Here is a 17,301-nt window from a genome sequence, read left to right as displayed (position 1 = left end):
CCATGAAAGTGTATCTCCTACTTTGAAAAGTATATCCATTGGTTCAGTCGTCCTACATTTCCTCTTGGTCAAGCGGCAGCCTAATTTGGATATGCGTTCCTTTTCCTTCCCAGGTCTGGATAGCGAATGAAAAGCGGTTCTTATAGCACAGTTTTAAACGGCTATACGCATTCTTCATTCCAACATGCGCTCCCATATCCGTGTTTTGATCCAGGTAGGTCAGCAGCTCTTCCAGTTTGGATGGTGACATGCCTATGCCGTTATCCTCCAATCTGATAATGAGTTGATCATTTTCGACAGAAACCAGGAGTTGGATGACGCCTTCACCTGGTGATGACTCTATTCCATGAATACTTGCATTTTCAACGAACGGAAGAATAACCATCTTAGGAATACGATACAAAAGTGCTGCAGGGTCTACATCTATGCGATACTGAAGCTTTTCTCCGAAACGATACTGCTGAATTTGCAAAAAATTCTCGATGAGTTCCAATTCTTCTTTTACCGTGACATCATTCTGGTTCCAACTGATTGATTTGCGAAACATTTTGGCCATATTATGAACGATTTTGGCTGTCTCCCTCTCCCCTTTGATCAGGCTTCGCATACGAATGGATTCGAGGGTATTGAACAAAAAATGCGGATTGATCTGACTGTGGAGCGCATGAAGCTGTGCTTGCTGCTGCTTTAACTCCAGGTCCTTCTTCTGGATGTCCGCCACGTAAACCTCATTGATCAAATTATGGATCGTCTCTGTCATCCGATTGAATTCCATCGTGAGCTGACCAATTTCATCTCTTGCATCTTCAGGGGGAATGGTCTGAAAGTTCTGCGTTTTTACTTTTTTCATATGTTTAAGAATGCGCACCAGTCTGACATGGATGGATCTGGACATGCCCGCGATGATGATGGTAGGCAAGACAAAATTAATGCAAGCAAGCCAAACAACGAAGGAGCGGGATTTGCGAACCTCCTGCAACACAATCTCTTCATCCATCACCCCTTGCAGTGACCAGCCCTCCAGATAGTTAATGCCCGTATACGTACGTTCAAACGAAATCGTCTTGTTCGGAAACTGGATCTCGCTGTAGAGTTTACCTACCTGAGATGTTCCTGCTGTCAGATCATTTGAAAATTGGATGCGCCCTCCCGGATCAATCAGATATACTTTCCCGTCAAAACCACTGTTCTGAAAATGTTGCTTGATCACATCCATGTTCAGGTCAATTTTAAGCAGCTGCTCTACACCGCCGGTATCAATATTGTCGAGTCGTTGAACCAGACTTAACATCTGATCCGCTGCGATTAGTGCCGGATAAGGAGCGGAATATGCCTGAAACTGAATATACCAATTCGAGTTGCGGACTGCGTCGCTTAAACGTTCAATATAACCGGAGGACAAAATGGTTGGATTGTCAGTGTACACTTGATACCAGCGAATTCCCTGACTCATCTGACCTGAGAATTCACCCTTCAAATACGAATTGTAGGCTGCAATATACTCAAAATGACTGTGGAACTGTCGGGAAAGTGTGTCATTGAACACAGGATCGGCATATAACGAATAGGACAAGCCAACACCCTGATCAATGGTTACCCGCAAGTCGTTCTTCAGATTGTTCAAGGCCATGCCTGCGTCACGGGTTTTCTGACTGCGAATATTGGCAGTCGTGACATTGTAGAACACCACATTGGTGACGACAATGGGAATGAACACGGACAGGACGTACATAAGCAGCAGCTTGTCTCGAAGCTTCATATAGTTCAGGTTCCATTTTGTCATCGTGCACCTCGCTGCTCATTTCCATTCAGTGCGTTCCGATACTCCGTAGGCGACAACTTGACCAGCTTCTCGAATTGCGTTACAAAATAATCCGCATTCTGAAATCCTACGCGTGCAGCAATCTCGTACATCCTCATATCTGTCTGCCGCAGCAATTTCTTCGCTTCTTGTATACGGAGGCTCAGCAGATATTCATTGAAGTAGATGCTGTAGCTTTTTCGAAACAATCGTCCAAGATAAACGGGATTCATATAAAAGTGCGCAGCAATGCTTTTGAGACTGATATTCTCCGTATAATGTGAATCAATATATCGTTTGATCTTGTTGATATCCCCTTTGGATTGCTCGATCCGCAAGCATGCAATGTAGACTTCCGCTTCCTCAAGCGCCATTAGAAAACAGTCCTTCATCAGTCGCAAATTCCAGCCTCCATGATCTTGTTCCGCCAGCTTCTTCAATCGCTGTAACCCTTCATCGTTGCCGCCCATTTCCTTCGCCACAGCCAAGATTCCAGTTATGCAACGCAGGAGAGAGCCTGAAACAGCCTGTGGGGTGAATCGACGAACATGAAACAACTGGAACATGTCATCCACAATCTCACGGTAAGTATGCTGCTTCCTCTCTTCCAGGCCCAGGATTAATTGATCCACATCATCCTGATTTACATCGAAAACGTATAACGGTTTATCCTTTATCTGTGCATACAGCACTACACCGCCATTCTCTGCAAATTTATGCTTGGCTGCTTCTTCCGCCTCTTGATAGGATTGCGGCACTCCGCTAATCTCTCTTGCGATGGTACCTGCATACAGACCGATATCCACATTTAGCTGCTCGGTCAGCGCCATGTGAATCCGATTCAGCTTGTCCATAAGCCCCGCTCCTCCATTTTCGTGCTCGTTCAAAAGCAGCAGCAGGCCGAATCTGCCACGTTGCTGCTCAATAACGAACTTATTAACGGAACTATCCCCCAGAGAATGCAGCGCTTCACGCAACTTTTTTAGGCTGACTTTTTTTTCGTGCATTCCCGTCTGAAGTTCAATAAGTGCATACAGCAAACCCGAATGGCGATTTATCCCCATGACCTCGGCATAACGATGTTCATCTTCCATTCGCACATTGCCCTTAATCATGTCTTCCAGCATGATATTGCTGGCCTGTTCCTCAGCCAGAAGCAATTTTTTTCTTTTTTTGTATATCATGTCAGTCAGTTTTCTCAATGTAGCCGTCATTTCTTCATCATCAACGGGTTTCAGGATATAATCATGAACCCCATATCTAATCGCCTTCTGTGCATACTTGAAATCATGATAACCACTAATGATGATGAATACCGGTTCCAGATGTGGCAACATTTCTACCGCACGTATAAGCTCCAATCCGTCAAGGATCGGCATCCGAATATCTGTAATGATTACGTCTGGCTGCAGGCATTCAACCATTTTCAGCGCTTCCAGCCCGTTCTCAGCTTCTCCGACAATCTTCATATCAAGGTCATCCCAGCTAATTAATTCATGCATCCCCTTCCGAACATAAATTTCGTCGTCCACCAGCAATACTTTTAACATCGTTTCGTCTCCTTTTCCCAACGAAAATAAACCGCCGGTAGCACTCTCTCCTATCGGCGGAATCATGTATAGTTCCTGCTGCAGTTCTGGCTTGAATGTAATTCTACTCCGTGGAGTTGGCCCCTTCGATGACCCAGGCTTTTAAACGAATCTCAAACTGCTCGGATGAACTTCCAGCAACCAAATACAGATCATGAATGCCTTGCCCCCCTTCAACGGCAGCCACCTGCTCTGTCCATGAATCCTGTGATTGCGCAGCCGGGATAGGCAGTTCACCGATCAGTTCTCCATCCTTCTGATCCATGCGTAGCTCCAGCACTCCTTCGAAGTCTCCATTGGAGATGATTGCCCTGAAACGGGAAGCTGATTGGATGTCCAAATTCGCAGCTGCTATCGCAATCCAGTCGCCACGTTTCATTACAGTAACCGGAGCATCTGATCCTTTCCCGACCTCCACTTCAGCTTCAGTGGTCCGTTCTGTCTTCACACCAGAAGACCAACCAATCGTTGGTACGGTTGTCCAGTGATAAGGATTGAACCATTTGGCCTGCTCCACTCCTCGATAGTCGGCGTTTACATCACGAATGCTCCCGTCTTCTTCATGATACAAACGATTGAGATGTGTCGAACGGTATCCTTCAGGAATGTCCAAGAACTGTGATAACGTCTGGGCATGGTAAGCGATATACCAGTTATTTTGAAACGAAAAAATAGCATGATGGTTATTTCCGGAGACTCCGAAAAAATGACCCGGATTTTTGAGAATCGTCCCCTGGTATACCCATGGACCCATCGGTTTATCGCTGGTCATGTAAGCAATCTCGCCGGCAGGCGGACTGCCTTCCGCGCGGATTCCGTCATAGAAGTTTGAGCAGTACGTATAATAATAGGTTCCCTCAAATTTATGAATTCCCGCATCCTCAAACATGTAGGGAGCAGGAATGGTCTCGGCTTTGCCCTGCACATGAACCATATCGTCAGACAATGCCATCACACGTGCAGTCCCTGGATTCTCGTATTGATTCTCGGGTACACCTCCGCCAAAATAAATGTATCCCTTGCCGTCTTCATCCACCAGCACAGCAGGATCAAACAACCAGGTTACGTTTTCAACACCAGGGGTAGCTCTCGTAATCAGCGCTTCGCCAATCGGGTCTACCCATGGCCCAAGCGGACTGTCAGCGGACAACACTCCAATTCCACTCGCATTGTTGGCAAAATAGAGAAAAAACCGGTCTTGGTTATCGATGATCTTATGCACAGCCGCGGGTGCCCATGATTGGCTTGCCCACTGAGCTGCACCATCAGGCCCTGCCACCTGAATGTAACTGTGATCTGTCCAGTTGACCAGATCGTCGGAAGAGATCACAGCGATCCGATTGATAGACTTGTAGCTGTTAGGCTGTGGCCGTCCTTGCTCATCGTATTCTAATCGGTCACCCGTCATGAATATATAGACCCGTTCACCGTATACCAGTGCATAAGGATCTGCTCCAAATTTGTGAGACATCAGCGGGTTTCCGTTACGCGGCAGCTTGCCAATGGCTTTTTTTACGCTGGACATATTCATCGTCTCTGCACCACCTTCTTTACATAGTAGCTCTCCACCGGGCCCAAATATGAACGTGCAGGCTTGCTGTCAATCGGATGAAGAACAATTCTCTCCAGCACCAGCATGGGACTGATGGCATATATGCGCAAAGTGTTTAGTCCTTGCTTGCAATTGATCTCACTACTGTGAATACGAATGTTATCCTTGACCGCAGAGACCCATTCCGGGCAACCATTATCCAGAGAACGGAACTGGTCGCTAACTGCATTCTGTACCTGAACCTCTTCTTCATTCACCTGTACGCCAAGATACAATTTGTGATCCATGTGAGCTGTATTGGACGGAGCAAGATAGTATGATGCTTGATACACACCTGTCTGCTCTGCTACAAAATGATATTCCAGATAGGGACGATCCACGCTGGATGTAAAATCGTGAAGCGGCGGCAGTACCTTCATGCCAGAACAAGTACGTCCATAATCATGCAGTTGATGAAAAGCAAAACCGGGCACATTATGTTTGTATGCATAATGCTCTGCTTCCATGGCAATGTAACTGTCGCGTTCCAGAAATGTCATGGGCTTCAAATGTTCCAGATGGATCGGCTCTGCCCATACCTGAATCCTGACCTTTGTTTCCGGTGCTTCAATGAAAAATTGGCCCACTTCTTTGCCGGTCAGCAGGCTTCGATCGACCGTCAAGGTCACCACATCTTTCCTGCTCACCAGTCCTTCCATGGAAGAAAAAGAAAGCCACGGACAGTCCGTTACGATTCGGTAGGCTACCGACATTCGGCTTCCACAGGCGATGTCAATCTGAACATGCTCTACATCTGGTCGCAAAAAATCGTAAATAGACAACGTTTTCCCCGTCCACAGAAACCCTTCTGTATACCTTGAATCGTCTGACTTTGCCACAATGATTCGTGGCTTGTTGGCTGGTTCAATGCGGATCATGAGTGGATAACGATTGCCTTCCTCATTCCAGTGTACGAAGCCTACATGCTCGGACAGACCCATACCGTACCATTTCCCCTGATTAATCCAGTGCAGTTCCTCCGTCAATTCACGATCTGTTCGAATACAACGTGCAACCTCGTCTGCCAGGTCATTCGCTTCAACCCGGTTTTGTCTGGCATAGAACTCGTTGCGTCCCGCCAGAATCTGCATCCGTTGCAAGTTCATCGATGCTACCACCGGAAAATAAACTAACTCATAATAGGCAGGAAGAGCCCATTCCGGGCAGCGTGCTCGGAGTTCAACAGCAACAGCAGTAATTCGCTCTGCTTGCCGAAGGAGATTCTCCGCTTCTCCATAATGCACAGGGTGATAAACGGATGCATTCATCACCTCAGGTTTGCGATTATGGTTGATACGGGTATACCCGTTCAGAATGTCCTGCATCTGCTGCAAGTCCTGAGCGGAAAAAACTCCGCCGAATTGTGTTTGGATCCAGCTTTTCGTGAATTCATCCGTGCGGTTCGGCTGTGAGGAACCCCATGTCTCCATGTCATAAGCCAGTTCGAAGAAATAGGACAGCGGGTACTCTTGGAAGCAAATATCCCCCACATTCACCACCCAAATCTCCTGAATGCCGTAATCATAGGCAGTTGTCAGTTGCTCCCACACCTTGGGAAGATAATTGGTGTTCATCCAGTCATATGCATAGGCACCACCATGAAAGTCAAAATGGTAATACAATCCGTAACCGCCATCATGCTTGCGCATCTCTTCGTTCGGCACACTTCGCAGATTGCCAAAGTTGTCATCACTGAGCATGAGCGTAACACCGTCCAGCTCCGGATCACCAATTAGACCGGGCGTCTGCTCGTCACCGTAGAAAAATGCTTCCACTTCTGTAAACATCACGAGATTACGAGCCACCTGTGACAGATCAGCGTTAACTTGCTCCCGGATTAACCGATTTTGTTCCCGAATGACGTCTCTCAACAGATCAACATTGTCCTTCAGAGTCGCCTTTTCTCCCAGGATAGCTGAATCCTGCTCGCCACGCATGCCCATTGTAATGATATTTTCAAATGCACAATTGCGCTCCAGACCATCCTCCCAAAAACGCAGTATACCTTCACGGTTAGTCCGAAAATCCCAGGCGTCTCCGTAGACAGAATCCTTTCCCCGGACCTCGCCATATTCCTCACCGTGACGCATGCACGGCTCATGATGCGATGTGCCCATGACGATGCCATATTCGTCAGCCAGTTCAGCGCTCAGCAGATCAGGACCGTCGCAACTGAAGTTTGAGTTCCACATCGCGGGCCAGAGATAATTGGCTTTCAATCGCAGTAGCAATTCGAAAACATGCTCATACATCCGTGCATTCAATCCGCCAAAATGATGCGTTGCCCAAGTGCCAAACGCGGGCCATTCATCATTGATGAAGATGCCTCTATACTTGACAGACGGCTCTTTCGAGATGTGGTTGTGGGCTATGGTCAATACGACCTGCTCCCGCTTCACCGGTTTGACATCAGACCAGTTGACGAGCGGGGAAACGCTCATGCACTCGGACAGATGAAAAAGTCCGTACATTGTCCCCCGCTTATCACTGCCGGCAATGACCAGCGCACAGGAGACACCGGGCACAGGCTCCTCAACCAGTTGAAAAAGGTAGACCTCACGCTTGCCTTCGATAACGGACAAGTCTATATGGCCCTTGGCATGAAGAGCATCCAGTATTGGACTGTGGCCTGCAGTACCATAAATGACGGTCTGTACACCATTCAGGCTACTTAAATCCTGCGTCGTTTCGGGAAGTTTACCTGTGACCAGACTGATATCCGTTCGGACTTTGTCCGCTACTTTGACTACCCCTGCAAACGCTTCCGATTCATTGTAGAATGCAACGCCGGATTGTTTATCTGCTCTGCTGTCCGCTGCCCGCTGTTTACCTATAATGAATTCCATTCGCGTCCTCCCGCTGTATGAGTTGTATGATTAATCAAGTTGTCTCCTGTCTGTACATATTCCCAGTAGTCGCCAGCAAGTCCCTCGATGACCGAGCCGCTAGCCCAAGGCATCAGACAGAACCAGGTACTGGCTGGAGTGCCATCCGCGTACTTTTCGGTGACAAGTCCTTCCGAATGGCAGAACCGTTCTGACATCCATCCTTTTTTCCCATAGCCGTATTCCTGATCATAGCGATTGTATGTCTGACAGCCCCAGCCGATCGTGTCCATCATGCGCTGGAGAACATAAGGGTCCTCCCGCTGTTGTACGTAGTAAAACAGCTCATCCACCAGGTTACTGGACATGGGGTGAATATGCGGATTGGCTACTGAAGTAACACTCCCCCCGGAACTGGACCAGCCCAATGTACTGAGCGGCGGAATCTTGACGGGTGAGTTGTAACAAAACTTGAAACTGAACTCATAACTGATCGCGTCCCTCATGTGGTCGAGGAAAAGATCATCTCCGGTCAACGCGTGCAAAAAACGAACCGCTTTGATATAAGCCAGGATCCCTTCCGAATCGACCGATTTATCCGCATCCAGCGGAGCGCCGTAACATTCCATATGTTTGACGTACGTATCATAATAATGGGCTTCACTCCGTCTAAGCCCCTCCATCGAAGATGAATCTTTGGTTAACCAATTGTAGTATGCCATGGCAGCAAGACACCAGACACCGCTGAAGGCATCATATTCGAGACCTGCTCCTGTTCGCTCTGACAAAATGATCGGATACTCTCCATCCGTATTTTTAGTACGTTCCATATGATCAAGCACCTGCTTGACATATACAAGCCAATCATCATGCCTGTAATTCCGAATGCGCAGCTCATAATCGTAGCACTTCAGGATGTAGAACATGGCCTGAGCGACCAGATATGCAGAATGTCCCGGAGTCCGCATTCCGTCGAACCACCAGCCCTTTATGCTCCATGTGCCTTCCTGATAAGCATCATAAGGAAGACCGGATTCAGGATTCATCGCATGTTCGATAATATTCGTAATGCAGGACAACGCCTGCTGACGCATGGGTTCGTCGTTTAGCCGCAGCGCAGCCATCAGCATCGGTGCAGCCACGGTCATGCCATTCGTCCAACTGATCGAGATAATTTTGTTGTACCGGTAGCCTCCGGTTTCAGCATCCTCATATACAAATGTGGAGTAATGACGATCCTCTGGCAGCCAAGCATATTCGTAGATGGCTCTGGATAAATCCGATACCGTGGTCTGAATATCACTGCCTTCTCTTGGCTGCTCGTGATACCGATCATAGATCGCTTCGAGCGCCGGATTGATGCCAAGCTCTGATGCCGACTCGTAAGCATACAGATCTAGGGTCAGTTCAACCGTCTGTCCGGCAGCCAGTTCGAAGCAATTCTCCCCAAGGGCAGCCCGTTCATGAACAAGCCGTGATTTGATAAATAATAATGGCGCATTCTCATACCCCAATGTGTATCCGACTGTGCCTTTTTCAATGGAGCAAGTAAATCCCCCGTATTGTACAAACGTCCCATTCAGCCCTGGCTGCCACTGTTGCTTGCCGCTGCCGCTGCTGATCCAGTAAGGGCTTGCACACAGGCCATATACGTGACCCTCATCATAGACGAGTGCGGCCGGATGTGACAGCCGATCACTTCGAACCATCCACCATGGCGACGAAGGGCGAGACGGATTCCCTTCCCGCAATCTCGGAAACTCATTGGGGACATTTTGCGGTGTTTCTCCCCGGTTGCGTCCATACATAAATGCAGGCAAGAAAAACCGAGGATTTTGCTTGTCAAACGGTAACTCCACATGAATGACTCCGGACCATGCATTTTCCCCGCAGTTGCGAATTTTCACACTGGCCTGCCAGGGGTCCCTTGCACTTCCCGAACCTCCTGTCATATCAACGTTGGCCGCCAGACTATGGTCTGTCAAAGCCGTATAGTCCGTACCTGTCTGCGTTCTGCTTCGTGCAGTGAAGATCAGTTCCATATTCTCCTCCAATCGAGTTGTAGATGCTTGTTTAGAAAGCGCTTGCAATTTTTGATCCAACATGCTAGGATAATTACATTTTATAGGTTCACGTCTGCAATTTCATTGCACAAATCGCTATATTTATTGCGCGAAACGACAAGGAGGTCATCTGTTTGGTATGAATGAATCTTCGGAATATCTGTTCGATCCCATCCAGACTGAGCTGCTGTATCTCCATCGTGTCACCACGTACAACATGGGCACGTTCTATCATCGTCATAATGCGTACGAGCTATATTTGTTCCTTCGCGGAAATGTAAATTTTTATATTGAAAACCGTTGTTACCATCTGCAGCCTGGCGATCTGCTCGTTCTCAGCCCGGAGGAGATGCACCGTTCCTTTGCACTGGACAAAAACGAATATGAGCGAATAACCATTAATCTAAAAAAATCATATCTAAACCGCTTGTCTAGTTCGGCCACCAACTTGTCAGCATGCTTCGATTATCGTCCCAAGGGCAAGGGCAATATCGTACATCTGGAAGAGGACGAGCTGCAACAGGTGCTGCAATTAACTCGCGAGCTTGAGCAGAGCCTTTCGTCGAGTGATTATGGAGCAGATATTCAGGCTAATGTCCGGATTGCTCAGTTGCTTGTCATAACGAATCTTGCGTTTCAAAATACCACTTTTGTTCCAACAGACATTATGCCTGAACTGGTTCGCAACACGATGGACTATATTGAAGCCAACCTTGCGGGGGAACTGACGCTTGAAGATTTGTCAGAAGCATTGTACATGAATAGCACCTATATCAGTCGGCAATTCAAGAAACACACGGGAATCACCATTCGAGCGTACATTCTCAGTCGGCGCGTGGAGTTGTCGAAATACTATTTAACCGAGGGCATGAGTATTACGGAGGCCTGTTATCAATCGGGTTTTGGAGACTATGCGAATTTTATTCGCAGCTTCACCAAGCTGGTCGGGACTTCCCCCGGCAAATTTGTGAAAAAAGGAAGTGATGTTGAACAGTAAGCAAGGATAAAAACAGAATTCCTCTAACCTTCTCTCCTAAAGTTTCTTCAATTTACCCAACGTTGCAGAAGAAAGTTCTGGAGAATGGCCAGGAGGCTTACGTTTTTCCAGACATGATCCCCGACAAGGATAATATCGCCATATCCAAGCATATCCGTTTCGCGAAAGTGCCAATGCATATTCATTCATATATCGAACTGAATTTTGTGTATACGGGGCAGTGTTCCCAGATTATTAACGGAAAGAACGTGACACTAAAACAAGGACAAATCTGCATTCTGGACACAGGTGTGCCTCATGCAATTATGAGCACTTCGGAGGAGGACATTATCATTAACGTTCTGATCCGTAAACCGTACTTTACTTCTTCTTTCCTCAGCAGACTTGCGAACAACGGAATTTTATCCCAATTTCTAGCAAGTGCCATATCAGATCGGCATAATCACAACCGCTACATTATTTTTCATAGCGAGCACAACTCCAATCTTCCAATTCTGTTCAAGCAATTACTTTGTGAATATTACGACAGGTCACTCGGTTCATCCGAAATCATGAGCTCCTATATGCAGTTAATTTTCTATGAACTGCTGCGTGTATATCAGTACGATACAAATCGTCCCGAAGCAAACGGTAAAGTGACCATTATCGAAATCCTGAAGTATATTGAGCTGCATTACATGGATTGCTCGTTGGCCTCAGTAGCAGATCATTTTAACTTCAATCCCAACTACTTATCCACCCTTATCAAAAAATCCACCGGACATACGTTCAAGGAACTGGTACTACGCGAAAAACTGAATTATGCTTTGTTCTTGTTGGCGAATACCAATCGTCCCATCTACGACAATTGCCAGCACAACTGGTCATAGTAACCTTAGTTTTTTCTACAAAAAGTTCCAGGAATGCTTCGGGCGCACGCCTCAGCAATACCGGGACCTATATATGAAGGAGTGAAAATTTGATCTATCGTATCTATCAAAAAAAGGAGAAAGTAACTGTACGTCTCTACTTCTTCATAAAAAAGAAGTCACTGATTCTATTCGAATCAGCGACTTCTATACTTTCCCATATCTATTTATAGCATTAGATTATTATATGCAAACAGTCAAGTCGTTCCCTTTCAATGAAATCGTATATTCCGGTTCTGGAAAGGTTAGTTCCATTCTCTGTTCCTGATAGGATACCGAGACTTTTGATTTCTCTACAGCCCGTATTTTGGCATAAACAAGATGTCCACCTTCCCATTCCATATCGACTTCGAACCCACCCCGAGCTCGGATCCCACGGATAGCTCCTTTTGCCCATGCCTTGGGTAGAGCAGGAAGCAATCGAAGTTCTCCGCCATGACTCTGAAGAAGCATTTCAGCGATGCCTGCGGTGCCTCCCAGGTTTCCATCGATTTGAAACGGAGGATGATCACAGAACAGATTGGGTAATGTTGAGGAACGCAGCAGTTCCACAATATTATCGTGAGCCAGTTCAGCCTCCTCCAGCCTTGCCCACATATTTAGAATCCATGCCCTGCTCCATCCGGTATGCCCGCCACCGTGTTCCAGCCTTCTGTCCAACGTTACGCGGGCTGCCTTAGCCAAATCAGGAGTTGATGTCGGCGTAATCTGTGATCCTGGATGCAGAGCAAACAAATGGGATATATGTCTGTGACCAGGTTCCAGCTCATCGTAATCGATGCTCCACTCCTGGATCTGCCCGTGTTTTCCAATACTGGTCTCCGGAACTTTACTCAAAGTCTCACGTAACGTATCTCCAAACTCCTGATCTTCGTTCAGAATACGTGTACTTTCAATGCATCGTGTAAAAAGCTCCCTGATAATCTGATTGTCCATTGAAGCTCCGTAACATAAGGCTCCCGACTCTCCATTCGTCAAGATATAACGGTTTTCCGGTGACGACGATGGACAGATAACCAACTTTCCGGAGGGGTCCTCCACTACATAATCCAGAATGAACAGGGCTGCATCTTTCATTATGAAGTAAACCTTTTTTAGAAATGAAGTATCCCTATTGTATTCATAGTGGTCCCATAAGTGCAATGACAGCCATGCTCCCCCCATCGTCCAAAACGTCGAAGTCAGACATACATCCTGCGGTGCAGTGTCTGCCCAGATGTCCGAATTGTGATGCGCCACGAACCCTTTGCATCCATACATGGTTTGAGCGGTTTCCTTTCCCCGAACTTGCAGTCTTTCTATAAAATCAAACAAAGGGACATGACATTCAGCGAGATTACAGCTTTCCGCAGGCCAGTAGTTCATCTGTGTATTAATGTTGATCGTATATTTACTATCCCATATTGGGAGCATGTCTTTATTCCATATCCCTTGGAGATTAGCCGGTAACGAGCCTGGCCGGCTGCTGGAAATGAGCAGATATCGGCCAAATTGAAAGTACAGACTCATCAACTCGGGATCGTGCTTCCCTGTTCTAAGCCGCTCCAATCGCTGATTCATTGGAAGTTTGGAACGTACTACGGCATCATCCCCACCTTCAAGATGGATATCCATCCGGTTAAATAGAGATTGATAGTCCAAGACATGATCCGTTACTAGTTGATGGTATGACTTGGCGGAGGCAGCGTCAATTCTTCGAATACACTCTGCTTCCAGTTGTTCTACGGGAACCCGGAAATCCGTACAAGCCGAGATCAGAACGGTTGCCGAATGACTATTTTTCATAAAAATTTGACCGCTTGAATAACTAACCCGTCCCCCTTCGGGCACTACCCGAATAGCACAACAGAACCGTATCCCCCCTTCCCCACCACTTCTTCCACGAATGATCATATCGTGGGTTCCACGTTGTTCAATACGGTCCAGATACGCCTGGAAACCTACAGGATGCTTAAGAGTGCCTGACCATGGTGTTGCTTCCAGTATCGTCCCTCTCCCGAACAACGTTGAGAATGACAGTTGACCAGCCTTGCTGGAATGTAAATGAACAACAAGTACCTGATCGGGAAAACTTGAAAAGTACTCACGCCGATACTTCACTTCATTGACAGTGTATTCGACGCACGCCGTTCCTTGATCAAGATCAAGATGTCTTTGATAATTGCTGACCTCTTCTTCAGCGTGATCCATGGCTATGTAAAGATCTCCTAATGGCTCATAATGCCGCTGCCCGTCAGGTACACCTACCAAAGCAACGGCTGCGAGCTCCTCCGCTTTACTAATTTCCCCATTAAAAACAAGGCTCCGAATTTGCTCCAATGATTCAAGGGTGTGCGGATTGTTTCGCTCCATTGGTCCACCGTACCATAGACTATCCTCATTCAACTGAACTCTTTCGATGTGTTTCTTCCCAAAAACCATGCCTCCAAGTGTGCCATTACCTATTGGAAACGCTTCTTCCCATATTTCAGCAGGTTGATCAAACCAGACGTTGTTAGAATTCATTTCATACCTCCAAGGGAACTTAATTCGTATGTTTCTCCAGTTTACTATTTCAGTTTATCTCGACTCTTCAAGTAACTAAATGAAGAATACTAACATTAAGATTCACTATCCTAACCAGATTGAACGCTTTTGTGATTAGTTAGAGCCAACTCCCATTTGAGCGTCTGGATAGTATCACTCTAATATGTAAGTGATCATGAAACCAAAAAGGTTAGCCAGAATTACTGGCTAACCTAATTCCTATTAATATAGAGGGCACCCAATTCTGAGTTCTCTGTATTGCTTCAAACAAAACATTATTGTCGCGATGGAGCTGATGCCGATTTCATCAAAGTGCTTTGTCTCGCATAAAAAGAAAGATTATCCGGGTGCGGAACATAGGCATGCTCCAGTTTCTCTATTTCTTCGTCAGTTAGTCGAAGATTCAGTGCTGCTACTGCGTCAGTTAAATGCTGCTCTTTAGTAGCTCCTACGATTGGAGCTGTAACAACATCTTTCTGCAGCACCCATGCCAAAGCGACTTGAGCGCGAGGAACGCCACGTGATTCCGCTACCTCATTGACTGCTTCAATAACTTTCCGATCAGATTCCGCTGTTGCCTGATATAGTATTTTGCCAAATTGATCGTTGTCCGCACGGTAACTTGTTTCGTCCCAGTTTCTGGTTAATCGGCCCCTGGCTAAAGGACTCCATGGAATTACACCGATTTTTTCCTCTTTGCAAAACGGCAGCTTTTCCCGTTCTTCCTCCCGGTACAATAAATTCAGATGGTTTTGCATACTGACAAATCGGGTCCATCCATGTCGTTCGGCCGTATAAAGTGCTTTTTGGAATTGCCAGGTATACATATTGGAAGCTCCAATATAACGTGCCTTGCCAGCTTTTACTACGTCATGTAATGCTTCAATCGTCTCTTCAATTGGAGTATTGTAGTCCCAACTATGGACTTGATAAAGATCAATGTAATCGGTACCCAGACGTTTAAGGCTGTGATCAACCTCTGTCATGATAGCCTTTCGAGAGAGTCCTACCGCATTTTGTCCTTCTCTCATTCCGGCAAACACTTTTGTTGCGATGACTACTTCATCCCGGTTGGCAAAATCCTTTAAAGCCCTGCCAACAATTTCTTCGCTGCTGCCTTTCTGATATTCATTTGCCGTATCAAAAAAATTGATGCCCAAGTCAAGCGCTTTTTTTATCATGGGACGACTTGCTTCTTCATTCAATGTCCATTGATGTCTTCCGCGTTCAGGTTCCCCGTAACTCATGCAACCAAGAGCTATTCTGGAGACATCCAGCCCAGTATTGCCTAACTTCACATATTCCATAATCGTTTTGTTCCTTTCCGTGATGAATTATTCAGATTTCGGCTCAAAATCCGTTGAATAGGCAGTATCCCTTTGTCCTTCAAGCGCCGCCAAGCGGGAGCTTAGACTTTTGTGAATCGCCTCGTATGCATCGCTTCCTAATGTTAATCGAAGGGGAGCGTTGTCCGCATCAGCTACATCAATCATTGCTTTAACCATTTTGACAGGGTCTCCTGGGGTATGCCGATCACTTGGTTGTTCAGCCATCTGCCGCATATAACCAACCGGAGTCTGGGCGTAATCTTCGATTCCTTCAGCTACGATTAGACTGCTTCCCGAAAAGTTCGTGCGAGCTGATCCAGGCTCAATCAACGTTGTCTGAATATTAAAGGCAGCAACTTCTTGTGAGAGAGCTTCAATAAACCCTTCTACTGCCCATTTGGACATGTTGTACATGCTTAATGCAGGAAAACCCGTTTGACCAGCCATGCTGGATAGTTGAAGGATGCGACCACCGCCCTGCGAACGAAGATAAGGCAACGTCGCGCGGGTCACTTGCAGAGAGCCAACGACATTTGTTTGAATAAGATGGTTTAATTGCTCGTTGCTAATTTCCTCAGCTGCTCCAAACAAACCATATCCAGCATTATTTACGATGACATCAATATGGCCCAATTCTTCAAAAGCGCTATGAATCACTTGGTTAATTGCTTCTGTATTTGTCACATCCAGCGAAGCGATCCAAAGTTGCTCCCCATATTGCTCCTTTAAATCATCCAGTGCTTGAGGTTTGCGAAGCGTAGCAGCAACCCGGTCTCCTCTTTCCAAGAGCATTTCCGTCATGATGCGTCCAAATCCGCCTGATGTACCTGTAATGAACCATGTTTTCATGTATCTTTCGCCTCCGCATCATATATTGTTTTCTTTACAAGAAATATAATAGCATACCGAATTAACCAATTCAACTTATTCAGTTAATGCGGTATTTTTGGTTTTCGAAACTTTAAATCGTGTTATACTAACAGTTATATAGATAGGGGGAGAACAATGATTGACAATCAACGTGAAGAAACACGACGAGCGATGATTTATCGCCTCATTCATCAAGCTCGCAAAGAGAGCCTAACTAACATGCGTGCGGAAGACATGGCAAAGTGCATGGATGTAAGTAAAGTAACAATGTACAAATACTTTTCATCTAAAGACGACATTTTGGCTTCTGTCATCTCTAATTTTAAGGATTATCTTCGTAATGAAGACATCTTTTCTTTTCATGAGGATGACTCTGTGATTGTTCGCTACCAAAAAACCTTTGAACAATCATTAATGATCAACTTTTATTTTCCTGAGCATTTTTTTGATGATTTCAAAAATAATCAACCATTTCTGTATGAAGAGATTGTCGATGCACAGCACTTTCGCTTTACTCAGCTTGAGGAATTGTACCGGATGGGTTTGGAAAATGGGATCTTCCACCCGGTTAACGCTGCAATATTTGTCCTGGATGACCAAGTCATTTTACGTCGAATTCTAGATCCTTCATTCCTGATCCGTCATAATCTGCTGCTTCAAAACGCCTTAATGGATTATTATAATATGCAAAAACGTAAACTTCTCAAGGAAGAGTACCTCCATAGCTTGGATGACTCTCCTGTTAAGGAGTCTATAGGTTTCTTTGTTACAAAGAATTCACGCTATTTATAAGGATAGAAAAA

General features: G+C 46.0%; 11 protein-coding genes. 3 read left to right on the top strand and 8 right to left on the bottom strand.

Annotation, left to right across the window (positions count from 1 at the left end):
* Positions 1 to 52: 52 nt before the first annotated feature.
* The 5 genes from ACFVQB_RS19030 to ACFVQB_RS19010 form a co-directional block, all read right to left on the bottom strand.
* Positions 53 to 1,783, bottom strand: coding sequence for a sensor histidine kinase (locus tag ACFVQB_RS19030; protein ID WP_379442164.1), 1,731 nt, complete (start codon positions 1,781 to 1,783; stop codon positions 53 to 55).
* Positions 1,780 to 3,351 carry a response regulator gene (locus tag ACFVQB_RS19025; RefSeq protein WP_379442161.1) on the bottom strand — a complete coding sequence of 524 codons (1,572 nt, stop codon included), beginning with the start codon at positions 3,349 to 3,351 and terminating at the stop codon, positions 1,780 to 1,782. Before ACFVQB_RS19025 ends, ACFVQB_RS19030 begins: the two co-directional genes overlap by 4 nt.
* Before the next feature lie 103 nt (positions 3,352 to 3,454).
* The gene (locus ACFVQB_RS19020; protein ID WP_379442157.1) at positions 3,455 to 4,921 is read right to left on the bottom strand and encodes a glycoside hydrolase family 43 protein; all 1,467 of its coding nucleotides are present in this window, start codon (positions 4,919 to 4,921) and stop codon (positions 3,455 to 3,457) included.
* A complete protein-coding gene (locus ACFVQB_RS19015) occupies positions 4,918 to 7,827 on the bottom strand; it encodes a glycosyl hydrolase 115 family protein (protein ID WP_379442153.1) in 2,910 nt (969 codons plus the stop codon). The genes ACFVQB_RS19020 and ACFVQB_RS19015 overlap by 4 nt, the downstream gene beginning before the upstream one ends.
* Positions 7,812 to 9,848, bottom strand: coding sequence for a hypothetical protein (locus tag ACFVQB_RS19010; protein ID WP_379442149.1), 2,037 nt, complete (start codon positions 9,846 to 9,848; stop codon positions 7,812 to 7,814). Before ACFVQB_RS19010 ends, ACFVQB_RS19015 begins: the two co-directional genes overlap by 16 nt.
* Before the next feature lie 160 nt (positions 9,849 to 10,008).
* On the opposite strand from ACFVQB_RS19010, the gene ACFVQB_RS19005 reads away from it, so the two are divergent.
* Both ACFVQB_RS19005 and ACFVQB_RS19000 read left to right on the top strand, forming a co-directional pair.
* Positions 10,009 to 10,866 carry a helix-turn-helix domain-containing protein gene (locus ACFVQB_RS19005; protein ID WP_379442145.1) on the top strand — a complete coding sequence of 286 codons (858 nt, stop codon included), beginning with the start codon at positions 10,009 to 10,011 and terminating at the stop codon, positions 10,864 to 10,866.
* A gap of 113 nt (positions 10,867 to 10,979) precedes the next feature.
* Positions 10,980 to 11,735: an AraC family transcriptional regulator gene (locus ACFVQB_RS19000; protein ID WP_379442899.1), complete on the top strand. Its 756-nt coding sequence runs from the start codon at positions 10,980 to 10,982 to the stop codon at positions 11,733 to 11,735.
* A gap of 222 nt (positions 11,736 to 11,957) precedes the next feature.
* On the opposite strand, the gene ACFVQB_RS18995 is transcribed toward ACFVQB_RS19000, so the two are convergent.
* From ACFVQB_RS18995 to ACFVQB_RS18985, 3 genes are all read right to left on the bottom strand, one after another.
* Positions 11,958 to 14,279, bottom strand: coding sequence for a glycoside hydrolase family 95 protein (locus tag ACFVQB_RS18995; RefSeq protein ID WP_379442142.1), 2,322 nt, complete (start codon positions 14,277 to 14,279; stop codon positions 11,958 to 11,960).
* A gap of 296 nt (positions 14,280 to 14,575) precedes the next feature.
* Positions 14,576 to 15,607: an aldo/keto reductase gene (locus ACFVQB_RS18990; RefSeq protein ID WP_379442140.1), complete on the bottom strand. Its 1,032-nt coding sequence runs from the start codon at positions 15,605 to 15,607 to the stop codon at positions 14,576 to 14,578.
* A gap of 27 nt (positions 15,608 to 15,634) precedes the next feature.
* Complete coding sequence (locus tag ACFVQB_RS18985) at positions 15,635 to 16,477, bottom strand: SDR family oxidoreductase (protein WP_379442138.1); 843 nt, start codon at positions 16,475 to 16,477, stop codon at positions 15,635 to 15,637.
* 156 nt (positions 16,478 to 16,633) lie between these two features.
* Between ACFVQB_RS18985 and ACFVQB_RS18980 the strand changes: the two genes are divergently transcribed.
* Complete coding sequence (locus tag ACFVQB_RS18980) at positions 16,634 to 17,290, top strand: TetR/AcrR family transcriptional regulator (protein WP_379442135.1); 657 nt, start codon at positions 16,634 to 16,636, stop codon at positions 17,288 to 17,290.
* Positions 17,291 to 17,301 lie beyond the last annotated feature (11 nt).

The organism is Paenibacillus sp. NPDC057886 (genome assembly GCF_042796655.1).
Taxonomy (GTDB): Bacteria; Bacillota; Bacilli; order Paenibacillales; family Paenibacillaceae; genus Paenibacillus.
Note: the sequence above shows the minus strand (reverse complement) of the source record. Positions and strands in the feature narration are given on the sequence as shown.

Bases quoted from the DNA above. Each gene is read 5' to 3' on its own strand.
- ACFVQB_RS19030 (WP_379442164.1), bottom strand. From the start codon at position 1,783: ATGACAAAATGGAACCTGAACTATATGAAGCTTCGAGACAAGCTGCTG.
- ACFVQB_RS19025 (WP_379442161.1), bottom strand. From the start codon at position 3,351: ATGTTAAAAGTATTGCTGGTGGACGACGAAATTTATGTTCGGAAGGGG.
- ACFVQB_RS19020 (WP_379442157.1), bottom strand. From the start codon at position 4,921: ATGAATATGTCCAGCGTAAAAAAAGCCATTGGCAAGCTGCCGCGTAAC.
- ACFVQB_RS19015 (WP_379442153.1), bottom strand. From the start codon at position 7,827: ATGGAATTCATTATAGGTAAACAGCGGGCAGCGGACAGCAGAGCAGAT.
- ACFVQB_RS19010 (WP_379442149.1), bottom strand. From the start codon at position 9,848: ATGGAACTGATCTTCACTGCACGAAGCAGAACGCAGACAGGTACGGAC.
- ACFVQB_RS19005 (WP_379442145.1), top strand. From the start codon at position 10,009: ATGAATGAATCTTCGGAATATCTGTTCGATCCCATCCAGACTGAGCTG.
- ACFVQB_RS19000 (WP_379442899.1), top strand. From the start codon at position 10,980: ATGATCCCCGACAAGGATAATATCGCCATATCCAAGCATATCCGTTTC.
- ACFVQB_RS18995 (WP_379442142.1), bottom strand. From the start codon at position 14,279: ATGAATTCTAACAACGTCTGGTTTGATCAACCTGCTGAAATATGGGAA.
- ACFVQB_RS18990 (WP_379442140.1), bottom strand. From the start codon at position 15,607: ATGGAATATGTGAAGTTAGGCAATACTGGGCTGGATGTCTCCAGAATA.
- ACFVQB_RS18985 (WP_379442138.1), bottom strand. From the start codon at position 16,477: ATGAAAACATGGTTCATTACAGGTACATCAGGCGGATTTGGACGCATC.
- ACFVQB_RS18980 (WP_379442135.1), top strand. From the start codon at position 16,634: ATGATTGACAATCAACGTGAAGAAACACGACGAGCGATGATTTATCGC.